This is a genomic window from Olleya sp. NP1-10, assembly GCF_055804415.1.
Window position 1 is genome coordinate 651,226 of the sequence record NZ_CM147840.1, and the last position, 22,131, is coordinate 673,356.

The following is a 22,131-nucleotide window of genomic DNA, read 5'->3' on the forward strand; positions in this document are numbered from 1 at the left end:
AATTTAAACTTTAATACAAATCAAAAATGAAAAACAAATTTTTAACTTTAATAGTCTGCTTAACTGCATTAACTTTTACAAACTGTAGTAGTGATGATGATAGCACAAACCCTACAATAACTCCAACTCCTGCTTCTACAGGTGGAATAATTGATCCTACAATTGGTGGATTTAACCAATCAAATCGTGTCTATTTTGATTTAAGTACAGGTGAAGAAGTAGCAGTACAACGTGATACTTGGGAACTGGCTGTTTATAATGGATCAGAAAACAGAGTGTATCTTAATAATTCATTATTAGTGTCTGCTGCTGAGTTAAGTGGTATTACAGATATTACATCTGTTACAGAAACTACAGAATTAAGCACTCCTATGACTTTAAACACATATGATGCAACTCAAAATCAACAAGATAATATAACAGTAACTGTAAACACGGTCTCAGAATTAATGCAAGGTCTACCAATTAGTTATTCTCAATATGGTAATCTTGATGAAGGTATTTCTTTTACAGATAGTAAAGAAGGAGAATTGACAGGAACTGCATTTGGAGAAATTTCGACAACTGATAGTGAAAACAATGTTTATATTGTAAACTTAGGTAACCAAATACCTACTGAAGAGAATGGAGGATTAAATCATGTTGGAGAGGCTAGAGGTTTTATGAAAGTTAGAATCCTAAGCGACGGAAACACTTATACTATTCAATACGCAGCATTAAGTAATACAACAGATTTTTCTGAAATTACCGTAACTAAAGATAGTAGTTACAATTTAACTGGTGTAAGTTTAACTAATGGTCTAATAATAGAAACAGAACCAATATCTTCTAACTGGGATTTAGATTTAGGAGGTGTGTTTTCTTATTATGGGTCACAAGGATTTGACGCAGGATTAACTTATTCAGATTATACTTTACATAATACATTAAGTGGTGTAGGCGTATACCAAATAGATGTAGAAGATGACACAACACCAACCTATACTAATTTTTCATTTAGTGATATTAACGAAGGTAATTTAGTATTTAATAATCGTGCACATATAGGAAGTGGTTGGAGAAGTGTTAATTATTTAACAGCTGAAACCTCTGTTATTGCAAACAGATATTACATAATAAAAGATACTGATAGTAACTACTATAAATTAAGATTTACAGCTGTTATAAGCGAAACTGGAGAAAGAGGGAATCCTCAATTTCAATATGACCTTTTAGTTGAATAAAGCATTATTAATAAACTAATGAAAATTAATATGAAAAAAATTATTTTTATTACAATAGCATTGATGCTTTCCGTAAAAATGCTAGGTCAAATTACGAATAATACTATTACTTGGGATGGTGCTACTACCTTTATTGGTAGTACACCCAGTACAGGGAATGGTACATATACTTATTCTTGGGAATGGATAAGTTTTGAAAGCGGATTTAGAGATACCATTTCTGGTTCAAATCAAAATTTGAACCTTACACCAAATCAAATTGAATTCTTTATGTTGTTTAATTTTTCCATTAGGCGAAAAGTATCTTCTAATGGACAGGTATCATACTCTAATTGGGCTTATATAAATGAAGTACAAACAATTACAAATAATACTATTACTTGGAATGGTACGGATATTATTGGAAGTACACCAAGTGGTGGAAGTGGATATTACACTTATTCATGGGATTCTTTTGTTTATACTTTATCTGAAGGGCCTATGTATTTTAATGGTACAACGCAAAGTATTACATTAAATCAACAGCAAATTGGTGCAAGTAACGCTTTTATAATTTATTATAGGAGAAAAGTGACTTCTGGAGGTCAAACATCCTACTCAAATTGGACTGGTCCATTTTATGACCCTGACGAAGATGGAGTTGATAATTTAATTGATAACTGTCCGAACACTGCTAATCCAAACCAAACAGATACCGACAATGATGGAATTGGTGATGCTTGTGACGACGATGATAATGATGGTGTTTTAGATATAAATGACAATTGCCCTAGCACTTCTAACTCAAGTCAAGATGACTCGGATAATGATGGCGTTGGAAATACTTGTGATAATTGTTCAAGTATATCTAATCCAAATCAAATAGATTCTGATAATGATAGCGTTGGAGATGATTGTGATAATTGCCCAAACAACTCAAACTCAAATCAAATAGATACCGATGGAGATGGATTAGGGAATGATTGTGACTCAGATGATGACAATGATGGAATTCCAGATTCACAAGATAATTGTCCTTTAACACCTAATTCAGGTGTAGACGCTGATAATGATGGTATAGATGATTCTTGTGATAATGAAATAGGTTTCCCTGACATTTCGTTATCAACAATATTAATGGTTAGTGATTGCTTTGATTGCGCTCTTGATATTTCGGAAGGAGATGTACATAAAATTGAATATGGAAATGGAGTGTTTAGTTTAAATCAGATTATAGTGGATAATGACGGTCTAGGAAGCTCAAATCCAACAAAGATAAGATGTTACATTTCAAGTAACTCTACATTAGACTCTTCGGATACTGCTTTAGATTATGATATTGATGTTCCTTCAATTAGTGGAGATGGACTACAAGTTGTTTCAGGCTCTATTCATATTACATATACCACAACATTAAACGGAGAAACACTAACAAATGGAAGTACTTATTATTTATTAATAAAACTGGATCCAGATAGTACTAGTGGCGATAGTGAAACGGGGTATAAAGCTGTACAATTTAAATATTATTCAGGAGCTAGTAGTAAACAAGCTTACTTAAATAATAACAATAATTTAATAGAGATACCATTAGAAAGCCAAAATGTAAATTTAACAAAAGAGCTTAAAGAAGGCACTTACAATTTGAAAGTTTATAATATTATTAACCCTTCGTTTCCTATTATAAATGATAATGTGATTAATAATCAAATAATTGATACACCTAATTTATTGCAAGGAGTTTACATAATTCATATAAATGACATCTATCTAAAGAAATTTAAATTATAATTTTTTTATTTATTTAAACTTACAATCTTGATGTGACTGTAAGTTTATCTCAAAAAAGCCTTAACAGTTCTGTTAAGGCTTTTTTATGCTTAAAATTCAAGTTCTAAATATTTATTAGTGTAATTATCACTTGTAATACCTTTTAAATTATAAAGCACTAAGTGTTTAAACAATGCTTCTTTTGTATAAATTTCAAACAAGTTATTCTCTTTAAAAACAAGGTTATCGATTCTAAAAAAATAGATTCTCACTATTAATTCAATATCAATTTCGGGTCTTATATCTCCTTTTACTTGTGCTTCAATAAGTAAATCTTGTATGGTTTTATGCGCTAATTCTTCAGAAAAATTATCGAACAACAAACTTGCTTTAGGATAATATTTTTGTAATCCAAAAATAAAAGAGGGTTTAAAGTACTTTAAATACTCAAACCCTCTACGGTAAATTAAAATAACACACAAAACAGGATCTTTACCATTGCTATTAACAATCCTATTTATATCGGTTTTATACTCGTTTAATAAACTTTCTAAACTTGATTTTACCAAGTCTTCTTTGTTTTTAAAAAAAGAATAAATTGTTTTTTTAGATATCCCAAGCTCAGTTGCTAAATCGTCTAAAGTAACGTGTTTACTACCAAATCTTGTAAACTTAGTTATAGCACATTGTAACAATTGAGTTTTTGTTATCATTTCTTTTTTATTACATTATTATTTCCATCCACCACCAAGCGCTTCATATAAATCTACAACAGACACTAGTTGTTGTAATTGGCTGTCAATAATATTAAGTTCGGCATTTAAAGCACTTTCTCTTGCTGTTAATAAGTCTAAATAGTTAGCATAACCATTTTTAAGTAACTCGTTAGAATTGGCTTCGGCTGTACGTAACGCTTCCACCTCATTTTTTCTAAACTCAAACTTTTTAGTTTCGGCTTTGTATGTATATAATGCATTAGATACTTCACTTCCTGCTACTAACAAGGTTTGTTTAAACTGAAGTAAAGCTTGTTCTTGTTGTGCAAAAGCAACTTCTCTTTGAGTTTTTAACTTACGTTGATTAAAGATAGGTTGTGTAATTCCGCCTATAATATTTGCGAAAATTGAATTAACATTAATTAAATTATCTACATCCAAGCTTTCTAATCCTCCAGAAGCGGTTAATGTTAATGAAGGATATAAATTACTTTTAGCAACATTAGTTAACTCAAACGAATTTATTAAACCATATTCTGCAGCCATAACATCAGGTCTGTTGCTTAATAACGTTGCAGGAACACCTAATACTATATCTTGATCTATATTTTGAATATCTAGACTACTTCTTTCAAATGTTTGAGGTGTTTTACCTAATAAAATACTTAGCGTATTTTCAGTTTTAAAAATAGCGACTTCAATATCTACTTGTAAAGCTTTAGCACTATTGTACTGTGCGATATTTTGGTCTACTGCAACTTGAGTTACTTGTCCAGCATCTTTTAAAGCTTTAATGGTTTTTACTCCACTTTCTCTAGTTAAAATAGTCTGTTTAGTCACTTCTAATTGTGCATCTAAAGCCAATAAATTATAGTATGTATTCGCAATACTAGAAATTAATTGTGTTTTTACCGCTTGATGTCCTGCGACACTTTGTAAGTAAGCAGCTTGTGTTGCACGCTTATTGCTTCTAATTTTTCCCCAAATATCTGCTTCCCAAGATAAATTAGCTGTAATATCATACGTATCTAATCCACCGCTAAAAATTGAACCAAATTGGCTATTTTCTGAAAACTCTTGACGTGTATAATTAGCTCCTACATTTGCAGAAGGCAAGTAACCTGCTTTTCCTTGTTTTGCATAAGCTTGTGCTGCTAAAATTTGCTGCAAAGCGATACGTACATCCATATTATTTTGCAAACCTTCTGTTATGTATTGTTGAAGGTATTGATCTGTAAACAAATTTTTCCAAGATACATCTGCAATAGAGACGCTATCTGTTGGTAAATTATCGGTTCTGTAAAGTGCTTGCGTTTCAGCATCTAAATCTGGTCTCACATAATCTTGAGCTACAAAACAACTTTGTAGTGTTAATACAACAACTAGTATTAATGCGCCTTTACTAAAGTTTCTATGTTTTAATATTGATTTCATTGTTTTAGTCTTCAATAGTTTGTACTGTTGGTTTACCCGAAATTTTTTCTTGTAACCATTGGAATAATATAAATAAGATAGGAATTACAAATACTCCTAAAATGGTACCAATAAGTAATCCTCCAACTGCACCTGTACCAATAGATTTATTCCCTTCAGACCCTACACCTTTAGCTAAAACTAATGGCATTAAACCTAGTATAAAAGCAAAAGAGGTCATTAAAATTGGTCGTAAACGTGATTTTGCTCCATCTATAGCAGCTTCAATAATACTTTCTCCATTTCGCCTTTTTTGTAATGCAATTTCAACAATAAGAATAGCATTTTTAGCTAATAAACCAATAAGCATGATTAAGGATATCTGAAAATAAATATTGTTTTCTAACCCTAAAAACTTAGTAGAAATATAGGCTCCAAATACACCAAATGGTAGAGATAATACTACTGCAAATGGTAATAAGTAACTTTCATACTGCGCACTTAATAAAAAGTAAACAAATACAATACTTAATATAAATATAAATATAGTTTGGTTACCAGCACTTACCTCTTCTCTAGTTAATCCAGAATACGCAACAGTATAGTTACTTGGTAGTTTTGCTACTTCTTCTTCTATAACTCTAATGGCATCACCTGTACTAAATCCATCGTTTGTTGCACCTGTAATTCCTGTAGAGTTTAATAAGTTAAAACGCGTTACCGATTGTGGTCCATACACACGTTTTAAATTTACAAACTGAGTTATTGGTGTCATTTGGCCTGTATCGGTTCTTACATACATGCTATTTAAAGCGCTTTTGTCTGCTCTATCTTCTGGTAAGGCTTGAATGTAAACTCTAAATTGTTTACCATATTTAGAAAAATCGGATGCATAAACACCTCCAATATAACCTTGTAAAGTAGAGAAAATACTGTTTACAGAAACTCCTTTTTCTTTAGCTAACGGTACATTGACTTCCATTTCGTATTGTGGATAGTTTGTACTAAAAGAGGACTGTGCATATTTAACTTCTGGATGACTCATTAATGCAGCTGCAAATTCTTGATTTGCTTTATCTAAGTCTTTAAATTCTCCCCCAAATTTATCTAATAAATTTACCTCAAAACCAGCTGAGTTACCAAAACCACGTATACTTGGTGGTGAGAAGAAAATAATTTTAGCTTCAGGAACTCCTGCTGCAACACCAAATAATTTTCCGGTAATAGCTTGTGCAGATAAGCTAGCATCTTCACGCTCGCTCCAATCTTTTAATTTAATAATACCCATTGCGTAGTTGGAACCAGTACCGTTTATTAAACTTCTACCTTTAATAAAGTTAACACCAACGATACCATCCATACCTTCTATTTTGGAATATAATTTTCTAGAAACAGCATCTGTTCTATCTAAAGATGCACCTGCTGGCAACTCGATGTTAGCAAAAATAATTCCTCTATCTTCATTAGGTACAAAACCTGTAGGTGTTGTGTTTGCTGCCCAATAGATACCTACAATTGCTATAATTAATAATAATACTGATACAAATTTGTTTTTATATAAGAATTGTAATGAGTTACCATAACGTTGTATAGTAGCATTAAAACCACGATTAAATAAGGTATAAAAGCGTTTTAAAGGACCTTTACCTTTAATTTCCTCATCATTATCATGAGATTTTAATAGTAAAGCACATAATGCTGGACTTAAGGTTAAGGCATTTACTGCCGAAATCAAAATAGCTATAATTAAGGTTACACCAAACTGCTCGTAAAACACTCCTGTTGGTCCAGTAACAAAGGTTACCGGAATAAATACTGCTGCCATTACTAAGGTAATTGAGATAATAGCACCAGAAATCTCATTCATGGCTGTTAATGTGGCTTTTTTAGGATTATGTTCTCCTTCATCCATTTTAGCATGTACAGCCTCTACAACTACAATAGCATCATCAACCACAATACCAATAGCCAGAACTAATGCAAATAACGTTAGTAAGTTAATGGAATAGCCAAAAACACTCAAGAAAAAGAAAGTACCTATAATTGAAACTGGTACTGCAATTGCTGGAATTAATGTAGAACGGAAATCTTGTAAAAAGATAAATACCACTAAAAATACTAAAAGGAAAGCTTCTAATAAAGTATGTATAACCTTCTCTATAGAGGCATTTAAAAATAAACTAGTATCATATGGTACAAAAACGCCCAAACCTTCAGGCAGCTCGCTTTCTACGGTTTTTAATGTTGTTTTAATATTTTCAATAATTTCTTGTGCATTAGATCCTTTGGTTTGAAAAATCCCCATAAACACAGCTGGATTACCTAAACTCATTGCATTTGCAGCATATGATTGTGCATCCAACTCGATAGTCGCCACATCTTTTAAACGTAAAAACTCACCATTACCTAAGGCTTTAATAACAATATCGCTGTACTGTGATTCATCTTTAAAACGACCACTGTAGGTTAGTGTATATGAGAAAGACTCACCATTATTTTGACCTAATGATCCTGCTGCTGCCTCTAAATTTTGTTCGGCTAAAGCTGCAGAAATATCAGACGGTATTAAATTATAAGCAGCTAATTTTTCTGGTTTTAACCAAATACGCATGGCATAATCCTGTTGAGAAAACACGCTAACATCTCCAACACCACTAATACGTTGCATGGCTGGAATAACGTTTATTTTTAAGTAATTCTGAATAAAAGTAGCATCATAGTTATCGCTTTCAGAATACATAGAAATAAACATTAACGCACTAGTTTCTACCTTTTGCGTAATAACTCCTGTTTGTGTTACTTCAGACGGTAGTAAAGGAGCAGCTCTAGCTACACGGTTTTGTACGTTTACCGCAGCAATATCTGCATCCATTTCTTGATCAAAATACACTGTAATTTCTGCAGTTCCGGTATTTGATGCAGTAGAAGTAATGTAAGTCATCCCTTCTACACCATTAATTTGCTCTTCGATAGGTATAATAACACTCTCTAAGACAGTTTCGGCATTTGCACCAGTATAACTTGCTGTTACCTTAATGGTTGGTGGTGCAATATCTGGATATTCTTCAATAGGTAAAGTCCCAATACTTATGGCTCCTAGTAAAACTATAATAATAGAAATTACTGTTGAAAGCACTGGTCTTTCAATAAATGTTTTTAACATAATTAAAATGTTTAGTGTTTATCTAATTTCTAAATAAGGTTTCAATTGGCTTGATTACTTCATCAAAAGCGGTTTCTTGAGGAGAAATAGCCATTCCGTTTCTTAGTTTACTAACTCCAGAAACTACTATTTTATCATCTGTTTTTAATCCTGATTTTACCACATAAAGGTTATCAACTGTCCCTTCTACTTGTATAATAGACGTTTGCACTTTATTTTCTGCTCCAAGTTTGAAAACCATAACATTACCTTGTTGCTCAAAAGTTGATGCTTGTGGTACAACTATAGCGTCTTTATACTCTACTGGAAATTTAATTTTTCCACTGTTTCCGTTAGTTAAAATTTCGTTTGGATTATTAAAAGCTGCTCTTATTTGAATGGTACCTGTGCTTTGGTTAATTTGACCTGTACTGGTTTGAATACGTCCTTTTTCTGAATATTCTTTTCCGTTAGCTAAAACTAAAGTTAGGTCTGGCGAATTTTTAATACGTTCTGCTTTATTTTGACCTTCTGAGCGTTGCAGATGATCTATATATTGCGCTTCATTAAAACTAAAAAAGGCATAGACTTGATCTATCTGACTTACTGTTGTTAATGGTGTTGCATCACTTGGACTAATTAAAGCACCTTCTCTAAAATTAATCGCACCAACATAACCATCAATAGGACTTTTAATAGTTGCATAACCAATATTAGCTGACACACTACTATAATTAGCTTGTGCTTGTTTTAAATTAGCCTTAGCTGTTTCTAACTGCACAGGACTAATAATATTTTTTTCTACTAAAGGAACAAGTTTATTAACTTCTACTTGAGCAACGTTTACACGTGCTTTTGCTGCTCCTGCATCTTGACTTAATGATTGTGTTTCTAGTTTAAATAACACCTGTCCTTTGCGTACTTTTTGACCTTCGTCAACATAAACTTTTTCTACATAACCAGAGGTTTTTGCTCTTACATCACTATTTACTTTACCCTCAATAGTTGTTGGATACTCTGTAAAACCTGTAACTGTTTTAGGTTGCAGTTGTACTACTGGATAAGGTGCAGGAGGTGTTGCTGCTGGAGTCGCATTTTGATCTTTTTTGCCACAACTTATAATGACTAAAAACACACTTAGTGCTATAAACGTTAGTATTTTATTATGTTTCATTTTCTTTTTGCTTAGTTTAAATATCGAATTGATTGTCTATTATTTTTTCTCTTAATGCACCTATGGAAGCAGAAGCTTCGTCTATAAATTTTATGTAGTCATCATGAAAATTTAAATCAAATTTTTCTTCTTCATTTTCTATCTTTTGAATATTGATAGTCTCTTTATATTCTTTAATTTCTTGATGAATATTTTTTTCGTCCCTCCAATGATCTACCATCTTATCTATATGTTGTATGATGATATCTTTTTTGATTATAAAATACTTTTTACGATCTCCTGTTTTTGTGAAATATTGTATTTTATTTAAATCCTGTAAATGGTTAAGATGTGTGGATATAGTGCTTTTGCTAGCACACAACACAGTTACCATATCTTCAAATGTGGTTCCTTTTTTTCCTGTTAAAATAACATAGGATAATATACGTGCAGCAACAGGAGCTAATTGCTCTCGGTTTTCTAAATGGACACCAAGCTTTTCAACTAGTCCCATTTTTTCTTTGCAAATATCTTGTTTCATTAATTAAATGTTTTGAAATTATTAGACAGCATACGTTGACTTATAATAAATAAGTTACAAAAATATATTTTAGTTCGTAACAAACCGAACTAAACGAAGTTAAAGTGTTGTTAAATAAAAAAGCCAACTGTTAACAGTTGGCTTTTAATATTATATATCTGAATATCAATACTCTATAAAGCAGATTTAAATTGCTCTAAAAATCTTACATCATTTTCACTTAACAATCTTATATCGCTAATTTGATGTAATAACATGGCTATACGATCTATACCAACTCCAAATGCAAATCCAGAATATTCTTCTGCATCAATACCGCAATTGGTTAATACATTAGGATCTACCATACCACAACCACCAATTTCTAACCATCCTGTTCCTTTTGTAATTTTGTGATCTGTTTCTGTTTCAAGTCCCCAATACACATCAATTTCTGCACTTGGCTCTGTAAACGGAAAGTATGAAGGACGTAATCTAATTTTAGATTTACCAAACAACTCGGTTGTAAAATATTGTAAGGTTTGTTTAAGGTCTGCAAAACTAACGTCTTTATCAATGTACAAACCTTCTACTTGATGGAAAAAACAGTGCGAACGTGCAGATATTGCTTCATTACGATAGACTCTACCAGGAGAAATTGTACGTATTGGTGGCTTGTTATCTTCCATGTATCTTACTTGTACAGAACTGGTATGCGTACGTAATAAAATATCTGGATTAGTTTGTACAAAAAACGTGTCCTGCATATCTCTTGCTGGATGGTATTCTGGTAAGTTTAATGCTGTAAAATTGTGCCAATCATCTTCAATTTCTGGGCCTTCACTTACATTAAATCCAATGTTAGAAAATATATCTATAATTTGATTTTTAACTATAGATATTGGATGACGTGATCCTATTTGTATTGGCTCTCCTGGACGTGATAAATCGCCACTAATTCCAGCGTCTTGTGTATTGTTTTCTAACTCTTCCTTTAAAGCATTAACTTTATTTTGAGCTGTATTTTTAAGGGTGTTAATTACTTGACCAAATTCTTTTCTCTGATCGTTTGCAACATTTTTAAATTCGGCAAAATATTGCTTAACAACACCTTTTTGTCCTAAAAGCTTTATTCTAAAGGCTTCTATGTCTTCTTTAGTTTCTGCTTTAAATGCTTCTGCTTCTGCAATTAGTTCTTTAATCTTGTCTATCATAATCTTCTAAATAGTTGGCAAATTTATGAATTTTATCGTGATTTGCGTTAGCGATGGAGGCATTTGTTGAAGCTCTTTTATTTGCCTTAAAGCAAATTAAAAGCGACTGCCGAGAGCGCGACCCTTGGGTAACGCCCAAAATTATTTTATATACTGGGTTTCTATAAAGTAATTTACAATGGCTTCTTTCATTAAAATGCTTTGTTCTCCTGCTTTTAAGTGTGGTAATGTTTCTTTTGCTTTGTAGTGTGGCCAACCGTCTTTATCGACAAAATCAAACTCGTAGTAACCATATGGTGTTAGTAGTTTGCAAATTGCTATATGCATTAGGTCTAATTTGTGGTCTTTTTTAAATTTACGCTCTAATTGTCCTAATTCTTGCACGCCAATTAGATATATAATTGCGTCCAAGTCTAAGGTATCTCCATCTGCAAATTGGGCTGATAGCTTGGTTACTACTTCGTCCCAACGTTGTTTTAGTTCTTCGTCTCTTGCCATAATAATTTTAAAGTCGCAAAGTTAATTTATATTTGTCTAAAATCTAACTTTATGGCTTTAATTGATATTGTTTTAGGTGCTTTACTTTTATTTGGTTTAGTACGTGGTTTATTTAAGGGACTTTTTGTTGAGCTTGCCTCTATTGTTGCCTTAATTGCTGGTGTTTATGGTGCTATCCATTTTAGTTATTTTGTTGCTGAATTTTTAATGGATAAAACATCATGGAACGAGAAAACAATTAACACTGTTGCTTTTGCAATTACCTTTGTGATTATAATTTTGGTAATTAGTTTGGCAGGAAAAGCCTTGACTAAATTAGCAGACTTTGCGTCTTTAGGAATTTTAAATAAGCTTTTAGGTGCTGCTTTTGGTGTTTTAAAAGTGGGTTTGATTTTAAGTGTTCTTCTTATTGTTTTTGACAAAATGAATAACGCCATCCCCTTTGTTGAGGATGACGATATTGAAGATTCTATATTATATGCTCCTGTTAAGTCTTTAGCTCCAATGGTTTTTCCGACAATAATTAAATCTGACGAAGAGGATAATAATCCTATTATTGATCCTGTTGAAACTACTAACGAAAATGACGCTTAGTTAAACTGCGTCTTTTACATTTGACTTTATCCAATTTAAACACGTATTGAAGTCTTTAAACATGTGCTGACTTGGGATTAAATCTGGAACAATATCTATACGTTGCATCATGTATTTGGGTTGTTTTAATAGGTTGACAAATAAAACGTCAATATTTCGTCTTTTTAAGTCTAGTAAAACATCTTCCATTGCGTATAAACCAGATTGGTCTATATATGGCATACGTCCTAATCTAATCACAACTTTTTTAGCTGTTGGTGGTATTTGCTTTGCTAACTGTTGGAAGTCTGAGGTTGATCCAAAAATAGTGGTCCTTTGATGTGTTTTATAAAAACTTCTTCTTTTAAATCTGATGGAAAGTCACCTTCATCATCCCAAGCTTCTTCTTTTAATGGTTTTACATCTGAATGTTGAGCTGTTAAATCACCAATTTTTTTCATAAAAAACAATGATGCTATAACTAAACCAATACCTACTGCAAAAATTAAATCCCATACACTAGCCAGTACTAAAACAATAAACATGATTAATACTTCTGAGCTAAGTTTAACAGGACCAATTTTCATGTCTTTAGGCATAGCTGCTATTGCTTTTAGACCTTTATAGTCCATTACACCAATACCAACGGTAATTAATATTCCGGCTAATACTGCAGCTGGTATTTTTGAAGCTATCGGTCCTAAAGCTAATAATACAAATAACAACATTACACCAGCTATCATACCTGATAATTTAGTACGTCCTCCTGCATTAATATTAACAACGGTTCTAATGGTTGCTCCTGCTCCTGGAATACCTCCAAAAATTGACGCTATACTATTACCAATACCTTGACCTATTAATTCTTTATTAGGATTATGGTTTGTTTTAGTCATATTGTCTGCTACAACACTTGTTAATAAGGAATCTATTGCACCTAACATTGCTAATGTTAAAGCTGTAAATATGTATGGTGAAATACTACTAAAGCTAAACCCTGTTATTATCTCAAAATTTGGAATTGGTAAACCTGAAGGGATTTCTTCTATTGGTTTATAACCTAAACCGAAGCCATAAGCAACTCCTGACACGACTACTAATGCCACTAATGCACTTGGTATTTTAGTAGTGATTTTTTTAAAACCATACACGATAAATATTGTTGATAATGCTAATGCTAACTCTAACCAATTTATATTTTGAAGTGCTCTTGGTAAGACTTTTAAAGTACCCAAAACTCCAGACGATTTGGCTTTGGCAATAGTTTTAGCCTCTTTATCAATACTTGCAGCTGTAATTGCTTCTGCCTTAACTATGGTTTGTTTAAAGTCATCTATTACTAAAGCTCTTTTACTAGCATCTTCATTTAAATAATTTTGAAGTATAACCTCTTCTGCTTCTGCATTAAATTGACTTACATATGCTGTATCTTCTTTTGGATAATAACCAATTGATGGTAAAATTTGAGTTACTAAAATAATGACACCTATTGCTGTCATAAACCCTGAAACTACTGGATATGGTATATACTTTATGTATTTACCAAAACCTAAAACACCTAATCCTACTTGCACTAAACCTGCTAATAAGAAAACGGATAAAATATAAGGTAATGCTTTAGTGACATCACCATCATTAGTTGCTATTATACCTGCAATAACAACCATACTTACAGCTGTCATAGGTGCAGTTGGACCAGAAATTTGTGTTGCTGTACCACCAAAAAGTGCAGCAAAAAAACTTATAAAAATGGCTCCATATAAACCTGCACTTGGCCCTAAACCTGAAGACACACCAAATGCTAAAGCTAATGGTAGTGCCACAATACCAGCTGTTATACCTCCAAAAGCATCACCTTTTATATTACTAAACAAACGTTTCATTAATTTATATTATTAGATTGGTTATTACAATGTACTACTTTTTAGCATAAAAAAAGCCGACAGTAAGCTATCGGCTTTAATTTACACTACAATAATATAGCCTTTTAAAAATTTACGAAGGCTATTATATTTATTTGGTCTCGGCTTGAGGTTTCAAAAAACTGATTCATGTAACCTAATTCTAAACGAAGTTGTTTATTAAACTGATATCCTAAACCACCATATAACCTGTTACGATCAAATATAGAAGTTTTTGTGTTTAAAAAAATCTCGTTATAAGCTGAAAGGTATAATGAATTATTACCATCTGGTTTATTTTGAAGCGGAACTTTTAATCCTAAAAATACCTGAAACGCATTTTAAAATCATCTTCTACAAAACGTTGCTCGAAACGATAACGATGACTTAAACCTATGCTACCTATTTTTTGTTTTGTAGTAAATTGCTGATAAATACGATGCTCGTTTACTGATACCTTCACATTTGTATCTCCAACATAGTTCTCTGATAGAATGTAACCATAACCTAATAATATGTTATTATTGTTTTCGGTTAAATTATATCCTAAACCTGTTCTTAACAACAATTGCTCTAGATCTCCTACAGCATCATAGTTTCGGTGTTGGACTTCATTGTGAATATTCCATCCGTTATTTAACTGCTTACTACCTATATATATTAACCAGTTTCCTAAATTACTTTCTTGACTTACACCATAAAAAGGCAACACTAACATAAATGTTAGTGTTGCTAAAATAATTTTTGTTTTCGATTTAAATGTATGCATTAGTATCTACTATTAATAAAACTCAACAGCTCCTGTATTAATATCATACATTGCTCCAACTATCTTAATTTCACCGTTTTTTTCCATTTCACTTAAAATTGGACTTTCAGCGTGAATTCTTTCAATTGTTAATTCTACATTTTTTTTAGACACTTCATCAACAAATGCTAAATTTTTAGAATTACGTTGACCTTCGTCTTTTGGCTCTGTAACAGCATTTACTGCTGGATTAATCTTCTCGATTAACTTAGTTAAGTTACCCATTTCTGCATGGTCACAAGCACCTTTTATTGCACCACAGCTAGTATGTCCTAATACAACAACCAGCTTTGTTCCTGCTAATTTACAACCAAACTCCATACTACCTAAAATGTCTTCGTTTACAAAGTTACCTGCTATACGTACACTAAAAATATCTCCTAATCCTTGATCAAACACTAACTCGGCAGACACACGTGAGTCTATACAACTTAAAATAGTTGCAAAAGGGAATTGTCCTTCACTAGTATCATTTACTTGTTCTAGTAAATTACGATTAGCTTTTAAGTTACTTTGAAATCTTTGATTTCCTTCTTTTAAAAATTGTAATGACTTTTCTGGAGTCATTGTTGATTGTGTTTCTTTTGTATGTGCTTTCATCAATTTGTCTTTTGTTTATTTTGTTATGTTGTCAATGGTCTAAGTTTAAAAAACTCTATAAAACTATCTGGGTTTTCAACAACACCACGTTCTGAAATGATTTGAATATCAATATTTCTTTCTTTTGCTTTAAACGCAAAATCTTCTAAGATTTCAATAATATCATTATCTAAATATCTGGTTTTTCTAACATCAATTTCAAGATATGTATCTATTGGTAACGCTTCCAATTCTTTTAAAATAGCTCCTTTATTAAAAAAAGTAACTTCTTCAGCTAATGTCATCTTAATAGTATGTCTACCATCGCTTTTATCTTCGATATTTAAAAAATGTGAGTTTTGATAGCTTTTAATTAAAATAACTGCAATACCAACTAATAATCCTAAACCGATTCCCCATAATAAATCAATAAAAACAATACCTAATACTGTGACAACAAATGGAATAAACTGTTTCCATCCCATATCATACATCTTTTTAAACAAGCCTGGTTTTGCTAATTTGTAACCGACTATTAATAATATAGCTGCCAAAACTGATAACGGTATCATATTAAGTAATCTTGGAATTAATATTACCGAAATTAATAATAAAAAACCATGTATAATAGCAGACAATTTACTGCGACCTCCAGATTGTATATTTGCCGAACTACGCACAATTACTTGAGTAATAGGTAAACCTCCGATTAAACCAGAAATAATATTACCTGTCCCTTGGGCTAATAATTCGCGATTAGTAGGTGTTACATTTTTATGTGGATCTATCTTATCTGTTGCCTCTACACACAATAACGTTTCTAAACTTGCTACTAATGCTATAGTAAAAGCTACTAACCATACTTGTGGATTTGTAATAGCAGAAAAATTAGGAAAACTAAATTGTCCTATAAATGAAGCTGCATCCTCTGGCACTGGTACGCTTACTAAGTGAGAAGGATTTATAGCTAAACTTGAACCTTGAGTTACTACATAAAATACGATACCTAAAACAACCGCAACTAAAGGACCTTGTACTATTTGAAAAATTTTACCTTTTTTAGATAATACTTTGTCCCATAATAACAAAATAGCTAAACCAATAAGACCAATGACCATGGATCCAATTGTGATATTATCTGTGATATTTAATATTGCCGAGAATGTATTTTCTCCAGAAGTTTCTAAAAAACTATCTGCTCCTTCTGGCTCTGCATCGTACCCAAAAAAGTGAGGAATTTGTTTTAATATAATTATAATACCAATACCTGTAAGCATCCCTTTAATAACAGATGAAGGGAAGTAATATCCAATAATACCAGCTTTTAGGACTCCAAATACAATTTGAATAACTCCTCCTAGAACAACTGCAACTAAAAAGTTTTGGTAACCACCTAAACTACCGATTGCAGTTAAAACAATTGCTGCCAATCCAGCTGCTGGACCACTAACACCAATTTTAGAGCCACTTAAAGCTCCGACGACTATACCTCCAATTATTCCAGCTATTAACCCTGAAAAAAGTGGCGCACCACTGGCTAAAGCAATACCTAAACATAATGGTAATGCTACAAAAAATACGACAATACTTGCAGGTAAGTCATTTTTTAATGTTTTAAACATATTTAAATTCATTTTTACCATTAAGAACTTGCTTAACGGATATTTTAATAATTAATTAAATAGACTCCAAAAAAAAGTCTAGTTGGTCTGTAATTACTAAATGAATTCGGGAGGTGGAGATATTAAGTTTAGGTGAGGTTTTGGATAACTCTTAGAAAAGTACTCTAGTATATTATCATCATCTGAATGTTCTGATAAACTGTCTTCTAAATCTTGTACTATAAAAATCAAGCTAACATTTTTGTTTTCTTCCTCTTCTTCTGACAAGCTATAAAACTCGGACATGTCTACAGAATCATCTATAACAACAATTATTGATGGAGCTGTAATTAAGCCCACAAACAATAATATAAAAAATATGGAAATTAGCTTTTTATGCATTTTTCTTGTTGATAAAAACAAATATAATGCTAAAGCTTCACTTAAACGTTAAGGATTATTTAAAAATTATTCAACAATTTAATATCTGTTGCTATAATCCATCCTTCTTTACCGTCTGCAATTTGAATTTTTTTCCAGTCATTAATAGTATCTAAAACTTGTACTTTAGTACCTTCATGTAACACAAAAGCTTTGTCACTACCTAGGTTTGGCTCTGACTTTACTTCACTTTCTTGAGCAAAAACAATTGCTGGATTATTTTTTTTATCTAAAGTTTGTTTTTGAAATGCTAAACCTAAACTTATTAATGATAAAAATAAAAAGATAACACTTAAAGTAAAAGACAGCCTTTTAAAACCAGTACTAAATGTAAAATAGTATACTAAAAATAAAATTACAAAAGCTACCATTAACGCTACTGCTAATCTTGCCCAACTATCAAAAGTCAATAGATTTGTTATTTTATTAAAAAATCTTGACAAACCAATTTTAGGCACTGGTTGTATAGCATCGACAGTCATTTTTTTAGCATAAACCATGTTGTTTAAAACCTCTTGATCATTAGGGTTTAGCTGTAAAGCTTTTTCATAATAATAAATACTTGGAGCAATGTTATTAAGCTTATAGTGTGCATTGGCTAGGTTATAATAGACCTCAGCTGCATGTTGTTTACTATCTAATATAGATTCATATTTAGCTATAGCTTCTTTGTAATTTCCGTCGGTATATAATGCATTGGCTTGTTCAAAAACAGATTGATTTTGAGCAGCTAAGCTTCCGAAGAAAAAAGAAATATGTAAATTATATGTTTCATTTGTAAGGGTTTCCGCTTTAGCGGAAATAAAACAGGTTATTTAATTTGCTTGTCTATTAAGTTTATTGTCGTGGCAGATTTTTGATAATCCTGCTGCATTGTTACTGTTGTTATGGGTGTATAACGCGCAAGATTACAGTTTTCTAAAATCGCTTCAAAATCTTTGATAACATGGTCTTCTACTCCTTTTTCTGTTAATAAACCTGTGATTTTTTCTGTACTTAAATCCGAAGTCTGTATAGACAACCTTCCTTTTAAGTAATTATGTAATGCTTTTTCAAGCGCAATGTAAAAGGCTTCTTTTTGGCCTAATGCTTTTTTAGCTTCTGTTAAATACTTTTTAGCTAATCTATCTGCTTTACGTTTGCGGTTACCAGATACATCTGCCAATCGTTCTTCACGCTTTCTTCTATAAACTAGTGCTAACGGAATGGCTAATAATGGACCTAACAAACTGGTCCAAAATATAGGTGAATTTAAAAAAGTTTGATGTTCTTTATTTTGAAAATTAGCCTTAGTTTTAATAAAAGCAAACTGATCTTCGTTTAAAGTAACAGCTTGTTTTCCTGTACTAGAAATTGGTAAGTTATTATCGTCTTCCGCATAGACAGGACCTTCAATAACATTTATTACAATATCTTCTGAGGTTATTTGTTTATAGGTTTCAGTTTTTAAATCAAAATATGAAAAACTTACAGATGGTATTGGAAATTTACCTTTGTATTGAGGTATAATTGTATAGCTATCTGATATTGAACCTTGCATACCTCCAGAATAAGTTCTTACATTTTCTTGGTGTTCTGGCTCGTAAACCTCCAAAGTGCTTGGTGTTTTTAATTCAGGCAACTCAAATAACTTTAAATTACCTTTACCTGAAACTAATATCTTAGCTTGCAAAGACTCGGTTGCGTTTAAACTGTTTTTTGAGGCAGTAACGTTAAACTTAAAATCTCCTACTGCTCCAGTAAAGTTATCCGGTTTACCATCTTCTGGTAATGCTTTTACATCTACTGTTCTGGTACTAGCACTTATAGTCCTGTGTGCTTGAGTTGTAATTCGGTTTCCAAAAATATCACGTCTATTGGTTGGTACTTCAAGAGTAATATCAAGGCTAATAGGCTCTATTGTTAGCTTACCAGTTTTTTGAGGATATAAAACAGCTTTTCTTAAAGTTACAAATCTATAATCTTCACCTTTATAAGTTCCGTTTTGAATTTTAATACCTTTATCGTTTAGATTTTGGCTCCAAAACCCATCAAATTTAGGACTCTCAATTTCGCGATAATTGCTAATACCTGTTCTTGGTGCAACGTACAGTTTGTAAACTACTGTAATAGGTTCGTTTAGATAAGGACTACTTTTTGACACCTCTGTTACAAGATGAATACTTTCTTGAAGTATATAATCAGGATCATTTGGATCTTCAGGTTTTTCTTGTGCTTTTGTTACTTTTACTGTTATTGGTTTTGTGGTGTAAGCCACACCATCAACTTCTATTTTAGCAGTATTAATGGTGAAAGTTCCCATTTTTTTTGGTGCTAAAAAATAACTATAGATTTTAGTAAATCTACGTTGTTTACCATCCCAATAATTACTTACGGATTGGTTTGGTCCACCTACAACAACAAAATCTGAAAAACTTGGAGGTACAAAATTGTCTCCATCTCTATTCATTTGAAAATCGACACGTAAACGCTCGTTTAATGCTAAACGTTTTTTACTAACTTTAGCTTGAAACGAAACCGTATCACTATCCTGAGCAACTACAAATGTTGTCGAGCAGGTTAAAAAAACAACTAATATGTATTGTAATAATTTCATATAATTTTGCAAATATAGGGATTTACTTACCAATCCTTATCAGTCTCTTGCTTTGCACCTTTAACTTTTTGCGCGTTAATTTTTTCTTGAACCTTTTGTTCTTGATTATTCATAGCTTCTAACAAATTTTTAATTTGTTGAGGCGACATTTGTCCTGGTTGTGGTTGTTTTTGTTGATCTTTCTGATCACCTTCTTTTGGATCTTGTTTCTTATCATCTTTAGGCTCTCCTTCTTTATCTTCATCTTTATCACCTTCCTTTTTATCTTGATCACCTTGATCTTTTTGATCTTTTTGATCTTTATCTTCCTGTTCCTTTTCGTTATTTTCTTTTTGATCCTTGTCCTTATTCTCGTCCTTGTCTTTATTATTTTCTCCGTCCTTATCGTCCTCCTGTGGCTTATCATCTTCTTGTTGCTTTGCACACTCTTTTGCTATTGCAAAGTTGTATCTAGTCTCATCATCAGTAGGCATGTTTCTTAATGCATTTTTATAAGCTTCTACAGCTTCTTTACATTTTTTTCTTCCATTAAAATATTACCTATATTATGGAAGGCTTTGTGCTTTTCTTGTTTAGTCACTGCATTTTTAGCTGCTTGTTGGTGTCTATATAAAGCTTCTTCAAAATTTCCTTTTTTAAAATATTGATGTCCCAAATTATAAGCACCTGCTGCTTGTTTTGGTTGTACAGACAATGCCTTACGGTATTCCATTTCGGCTTCAACAAAAGCATCATTATTAGCCAAGTCATTAGCATCTGCTACATAACTTTGCGCTTTTAATTCCTGCTTTAAAGCTTCTTTTTGTTCTGCTGTTATCGCATCAGCATCTTGAGCTATTGCAGTAATAGATAACAGTAATATTATAAAGGTAAAAATGTGTTTCATTTAAATTTATTAACTCGTAAATATACTAAAGACTTAAAAATGTTGCTGTTAAGGGTTTTATAAATTCTCGTTAAATAGATTTAGTTTTTTCAGCCAAGCTGTTTTTCTTTCTAATAACAAAACATCAATTAAAAGTAACAGTATTGCTAAACCTAAAAACCATTGAAATTGATCTTTATAGTCTGCAATTTGTTGTGCTTCAAATTCTTTTTTATCCATTTTATTTAAAAGGTCCTTAACTTGTTTTACAACCTTATCTGTTATAGCTCCATTGATGTAAGTTCCGTTAGCTTGACCAGCAATATCTTTAAGCGTTTGCTCGTTTAATTTAGTAATAACAGTTTCGCCTTGTTTGTCTTTTTTATAACCTAATAATGCGCCTTTACGTCTTAATGGAATTGGACCTCCTTTGACATTTCCTACACCAATTGTAAAAATCTTAATTCCTTCTTTACTTGCTTCTTCTGCAACTGTTATAGCATCTTCACTATGGTCTTCACCATCAGAAATAATCATTAAAACACGATTAGTCTGTTGGTCATCATCATAATACGTTTTAGCTAAATTTATAGCTTCATTAATAGCAGTCCCTTGAGAGGATAGCATATCTGTATTCATGTTTTGTAAAAACATTTTTCCAGCTGCATAGTCCGTTGTAATTGGTAACTGCGGAAATGCTTTTCCTGCGTAAGCAATAATACCAACACGATCACTCCCTAAGTTATCCATTATTTTAGACACCAATTGCTTTGCTTTTTCAAGTCTGCTAGGCTTAATATCTTCTGCCAACATACTTTTAGAAACGTCCACAGCAAATACAATATCAACACCTTCGCGTTTAATAGTTTCTAATTTAGTCCCTACTTTTGGATTAACCAAAGCGATGCTTAAACTAGCAAAAGCCAAACAGATTACGACTAACTTTAATATTGATTTAAATAAAGATTGCTCTGGGCTTAAACGTTTTAATAAATCTTTATTAGCAAACTTTTTTTGTGTGCGTTTTTTCCAAAACTGAAGCAACAAAAAGAAGACAACTAAAACTGGTACTACCAGTAGCGTCCAAAACCATATTTTTTCTTCTATTTGAAACATTTATTTTTTAATTTTATTTTTTT

18 protein-coding genes and 3 pseudogenes are annotated in these 22,131 nt (G+C 31.9%); 3 read left to right on the top strand and 18 right to left on the bottom strand.

Features of this window, described 5'->3' with window-relative positions; genetic code table 11:
* Positions 1–26: 26 nt before the first annotated feature.
* The gene (locus tag AC0L4B_RS02975) at positions 27–1,223 is read left to right on the top strand and encodes an HmuY family protein (protein WP_473438484.1); all 1,197 of its coding nucleotides are present in this window, start codon (positions 27–29) and stop codon (positions 1,221–1,223) included.
* Positions 1,224–1,253: 30 nt separating this feature from the next.
* Positions 1,254–2,993, top strand: a complete 1,740-nt coding sequence (locus tag AC0L4B_RS02980) for a thrombospondin type 3 repeat-containing protein (protein WP_473438485.1) — start codon at positions 1,254–1,256, stop codon at positions 2,991–2,993.
* Positions 2,994–3,082: 89 nt separating this feature from the next.
* Here AC0L4B_RS02980 and AC0L4B_RS02985 read toward each other — a convergent pair whose 3' ends face one another.
* From AC0L4B_RS02985 to AC0L4B_RS03015, 7 genes are all read right to left on the bottom strand, one after another.
* The gene (locus AC0L4B_RS02985) at positions 3,083–3,685 is read right to left on the bottom strand and encodes a TetR/AcrR family transcriptional regulator (protein ID WP_473438486.1); all 603 of its coding nucleotides are present in this window, start codon (positions 3,683–3,685) and stop codon (positions 3,083–3,085) included.
* An 18-nt stretch (positions 3,686–3,703) separates the two neighbouring features.
* Positions 3,704–5,122 (bottom strand): efflux transporter outer membrane subunit, encoded by a 1,419-nt coding sequence (locus AC0L4B_RS02990; protein WP_473438487.1) that lies wholly within the window; start codon positions 5,120–5,122, stop codon positions 3,704–3,706.
* 4 nt (positions 5,123–5,126) lie between these two features.
* Positions 5,127–8,264: an efflux RND transporter permease subunit gene (locus AC0L4B_RS02995; RefSeq protein WP_473438488.1), complete on the bottom strand. Its 3,138-nt coding sequence runs from the start codon at positions 8,262–8,264 to the stop codon at positions 5,127–5,129.
* A 22-nt stretch (positions 8,265–8,286) separates the two neighbouring features.
* Positions 8,287–9,417, bottom strand: coding sequence for an efflux RND transporter periplasmic adaptor subunit (locus AC0L4B_RS03000; RefSeq protein WP_473438489.1), 1,131 nt, complete (start codon positions 9,415–9,417; stop codon positions 8,287–8,289).
* Positions 9,418–9,433: 16 nt separating this feature from the next.
* Entirely contained in the window at positions 9,434–9,937 is a 504-nt protein-coding gene (locus AC0L4B_RS03005; RefSeq protein WP_473438490.1) for a GbsR/MarR family transcriptional regulator, read from the bottom strand.
* Between the two features lie 173 nt (positions 9,938–10,110).
* Complete coding sequence (gene pheS / locus AC0L4B_RS03010; protein WP_473438491.1) at positions 10,111–11,130, bottom strand: phenylalanine--tRNA ligase subunit alpha; 1,020 nt, start codon at positions 11,128–11,130, stop codon at positions 10,111–10,113.
* Between the two features lie 141 nt (positions 11,131–11,271).
* Positions 11,272–11,628, bottom strand: coding sequence for a hypothetical protein (locus AC0L4B_RS03015; RefSeq protein ID WP_028291537.1), 357 nt, complete (start codon positions 11,626–11,628; stop codon positions 11,272–11,274).
* Between the two features lie 51 nt (positions 11,629–11,679).
* Here AC0L4B_RS03015 and AC0L4B_RS03020 point away from each other — a divergent pair, with 51 nt between their 5' ends.
* Positions 11,680–12,222 (top strand): CvpA family protein, encoded by a 543-nt coding sequence (locus AC0L4B_RS03020; protein WP_473438492.1) that lies wholly within the window; start codon positions 11,680–11,682, stop codon positions 12,220–12,222.
* On the opposite strand, the pseudogene AC0L4B_RS03025 reads toward AC0L4B_RS03020, so the two are convergent.
* The 11 genes and pseudogenes from AC0L4B_RS03025 to AC0L4B_RS03075 all read right to left on the bottom strand — a co-directional run bounded on the left by AC0L4B_RS03025 (position 12,223) and on the right by AC0L4B_RS03075 (position 22,108).
* A pseudogene (locus AC0L4B_RS03025) lies at positions 12,223–14,084 on the bottom strand (SulP family inorganic anion transporter).
* A 104-nt stretch (positions 14,085–14,188) separates the two neighbouring features.
* Positions 14,189–14,871 (bottom strand): annotated as a pseudogene (locus tag AC0L4B_RS03030) (DUF2490 domain-containing protein).
* A gap of 12 nt (positions 14,872–14,883) precedes the next feature.
* Positions 14,884–15,510, bottom strand: a complete 627-nt coding sequence (locus AC0L4B_RS03035; protein WP_473438493.1) for a carbonic anhydrase family protein — start codon at positions 15,508–15,510, stop codon at positions 14,884–14,886.
* Between the two features lie 23 nt (positions 15,511–15,533).
* Positions 15,534–17,111 carry a SulP family inorganic anion transporter gene (locus tag AC0L4B_RS03040; protein ID WP_473438494.1) on the bottom strand — a complete coding sequence of 526 codons (1,578 nt, stop codon included), beginning with the start codon at positions 17,109–17,111 and terminating at the stop codon, positions 15,534–15,536.
* Positions 17,112–17,207: 96 nt separating this feature from the next.
* On the bottom strand, positions 17,208–17,492 hold the full coding sequence (locus tag AC0L4B_RS03045; protein ID WP_473438495.1) for a hypothetical protein: 285 nt from the start codon (positions 17,490–17,492) through the stop codon (positions 17,208–17,210).
* A 59-nt stretch (positions 17,493–17,551) separates the two neighbouring features.
* The gene (locus tag AC0L4B_RS03050; RefSeq protein WP_473438496.1) at positions 17,552–18,013 is read right to left on the bottom strand and encodes an SH3 domain-containing protein; all 462 of its coding nucleotides are present in this window, start codon (positions 18,011–18,013) and stop codon (positions 17,552–17,554) included.
* Positions 18,014–18,097: 84 nt separating this feature from the next.
* Positions 18,098–18,346: pseudogene (locus tag AC0L4B_RS03055) on the bottom strand (tetratricopeptide repeat protein); the annotation flags it as partial.
* On the bottom strand, positions 18,343–20,127 hold the full coding sequence (locus tag AC0L4B_RS03060; protein ID WP_473438497.1) for a BatD family protein: 1,785 nt from the start codon (positions 20,125–20,127) through the stop codon (positions 18,343–18,345). The pseudogene AC0L4B_RS03055 and the gene AC0L4B_RS03060, both read right to left, overlap by 4 nt.
* 26 nt (positions 20,128–20,153) lie before the next feature.
* Positions 20,154–20,600 carry a hypothetical protein gene (locus AC0L4B_RS03065; protein ID WP_473438498.1) on the bottom strand — a complete coding sequence of 149 codons (447 nt, stop codon included), beginning with the start codon at positions 20,598–20,600 and terminating at the stop codon, positions 20,154–20,156.
* Positions 20,601–20,626: 26 nt separating this feature from the next.
* Positions 20,627–21,013, bottom strand: coding sequence for a hypothetical protein (locus tag AC0L4B_RS03070; protein WP_473438499.1), 387 nt, complete (start codon positions 21,011–21,013; stop codon positions 20,627–20,629).
* A 57-nt stretch (positions 21,014–21,070) separates the two neighbouring features.
* Positions 21,071–22,108 (bottom strand): VWA domain-containing protein, encoded by a 1,038-nt coding sequence (locus AC0L4B_RS03075; protein WP_473438500.1) that lies wholly within the window; start codon positions 22,106–22,108, stop codon positions 21,071–21,073.
* Between the last annotated feature and the right edge of the window lie 23 nt (positions 22,109–22,131).

Excerpts from the sequence above, each read along its gene's own strand:
- AC0L4B_RS02975 (WP_473438484.1), top strand. The coding sequence starts at position 27 with ATGAAAAACAAATTTTTAACTTTAATAGTCTGCTTAACTGCATTAACT.
- AC0L4B_RS02980 (WP_473438485.1), top strand. The coding sequence starts at position 1,254 with ATGAAAAAAATTATTTTTATTACAATAGCATTGATGCTTTCCGTAAAA.
- AC0L4B_RS02985 (WP_473438486.1), bottom strand. The coding sequence starts at position 3,685 with ATGATAACAAAAACTCAATTGTTACAATGTGCTATAACTAAGTTTACA.
- AC0L4B_RS02990 (WP_473438487.1), bottom strand. The coding sequence starts at position 5,122 with ATGAAATCAATATTAAAACATAGAAACTTTAGTAAAGGCGCATTAATA.
- AC0L4B_RS02995 (WP_473438488.1), bottom strand. The coding sequence starts at position 8,264 with ATGTTAAAAACATTTATTGAAAGACCAGTGCTTTCAACAGTAATTTCT.
- AC0L4B_RS03000 (WP_473438489.1), bottom strand. The coding sequence starts at position 9,417 with ATGAAACATAATAAAATACTAACGTTTATAGCACTAAGTGTGTTTTTA.
- AC0L4B_RS03005 (WP_473438490.1), bottom strand. The coding sequence starts at position 9,937 with ATGAAACAAGATATTTGCAAAGAAAAAATGGGACTAGTTGAAAAGCTT.
- pheS (WP_473438491.1), bottom strand. The coding sequence starts at position 11,130 with ATGATAGACAAGATTAAAGAACTAATTGCAGAAGCAGAAGCATTTAAA.
- AC0L4B_RS03015 (WP_028291537.1), bottom strand. The coding sequence starts at position 11,628 with ATGGCAAGAGACGAAGAACTAAAACAACGTTGGGACGAAGTAGTAACC.
- AC0L4B_RS03020 (WP_473438492.1), top strand. The coding sequence starts at position 11,680 with ATGGCTTTAATTGATATTGTTTTAGGTGCTTTACTTTTATTTGGTTTA.
- AC0L4B_RS03035 (WP_473438493.1), bottom strand. The coding sequence starts at position 15,510 with ATGAAAGCACATACAAAAGAAACACAATCAACAATGACTCCAGAAAAG.
- AC0L4B_RS03040 (WP_473438494.1), bottom strand. The coding sequence starts at position 17,111 with ATGTTTAAAACATTAAAAAATGACTTACCTGCAAGTATTGTCGTATTT.
- AC0L4B_RS03045 (WP_473438495.1), bottom strand. The coding sequence starts at position 17,492 with ATGCATAAAAAGCTAATTTCCATATTTTTTATATTATTGTTTGTGGGC.
- AC0L4B_RS03050 (WP_473438496.1), bottom strand. The coding sequence starts at position 18,013 with ATGACTGTCGATGCTATACAACCAGTGCCTAAAATTGGTTTGTCAAGA.
- AC0L4B_RS03060 (WP_473438497.1), bottom strand. The coding sequence starts at position 20,127 with ATGAAATTATTACAATACATATTAGTTGTTTTTTTAACCTGCTCGACA.
- AC0L4B_RS03065 (WP_473438498.1), bottom strand. The coding sequence starts at position 20,600 with ATGCCTACTGATGATGAGACTAGATACAACTTTGCAATAGCAAAAGAG.
- AC0L4B_RS03070 (WP_473438499.1), bottom strand. The coding sequence starts at position 21,013 with ATGAAACACATTTTTACCTTTATAATATTACTGTTATCTATTACTGCA.
- AC0L4B_RS03075 (WP_473438500.1), bottom strand. The coding sequence starts at position 22,108 with ATGTTTCAAATAGAAGAAAAAATATGGTTTTGGACGCTACTGGTAGTA.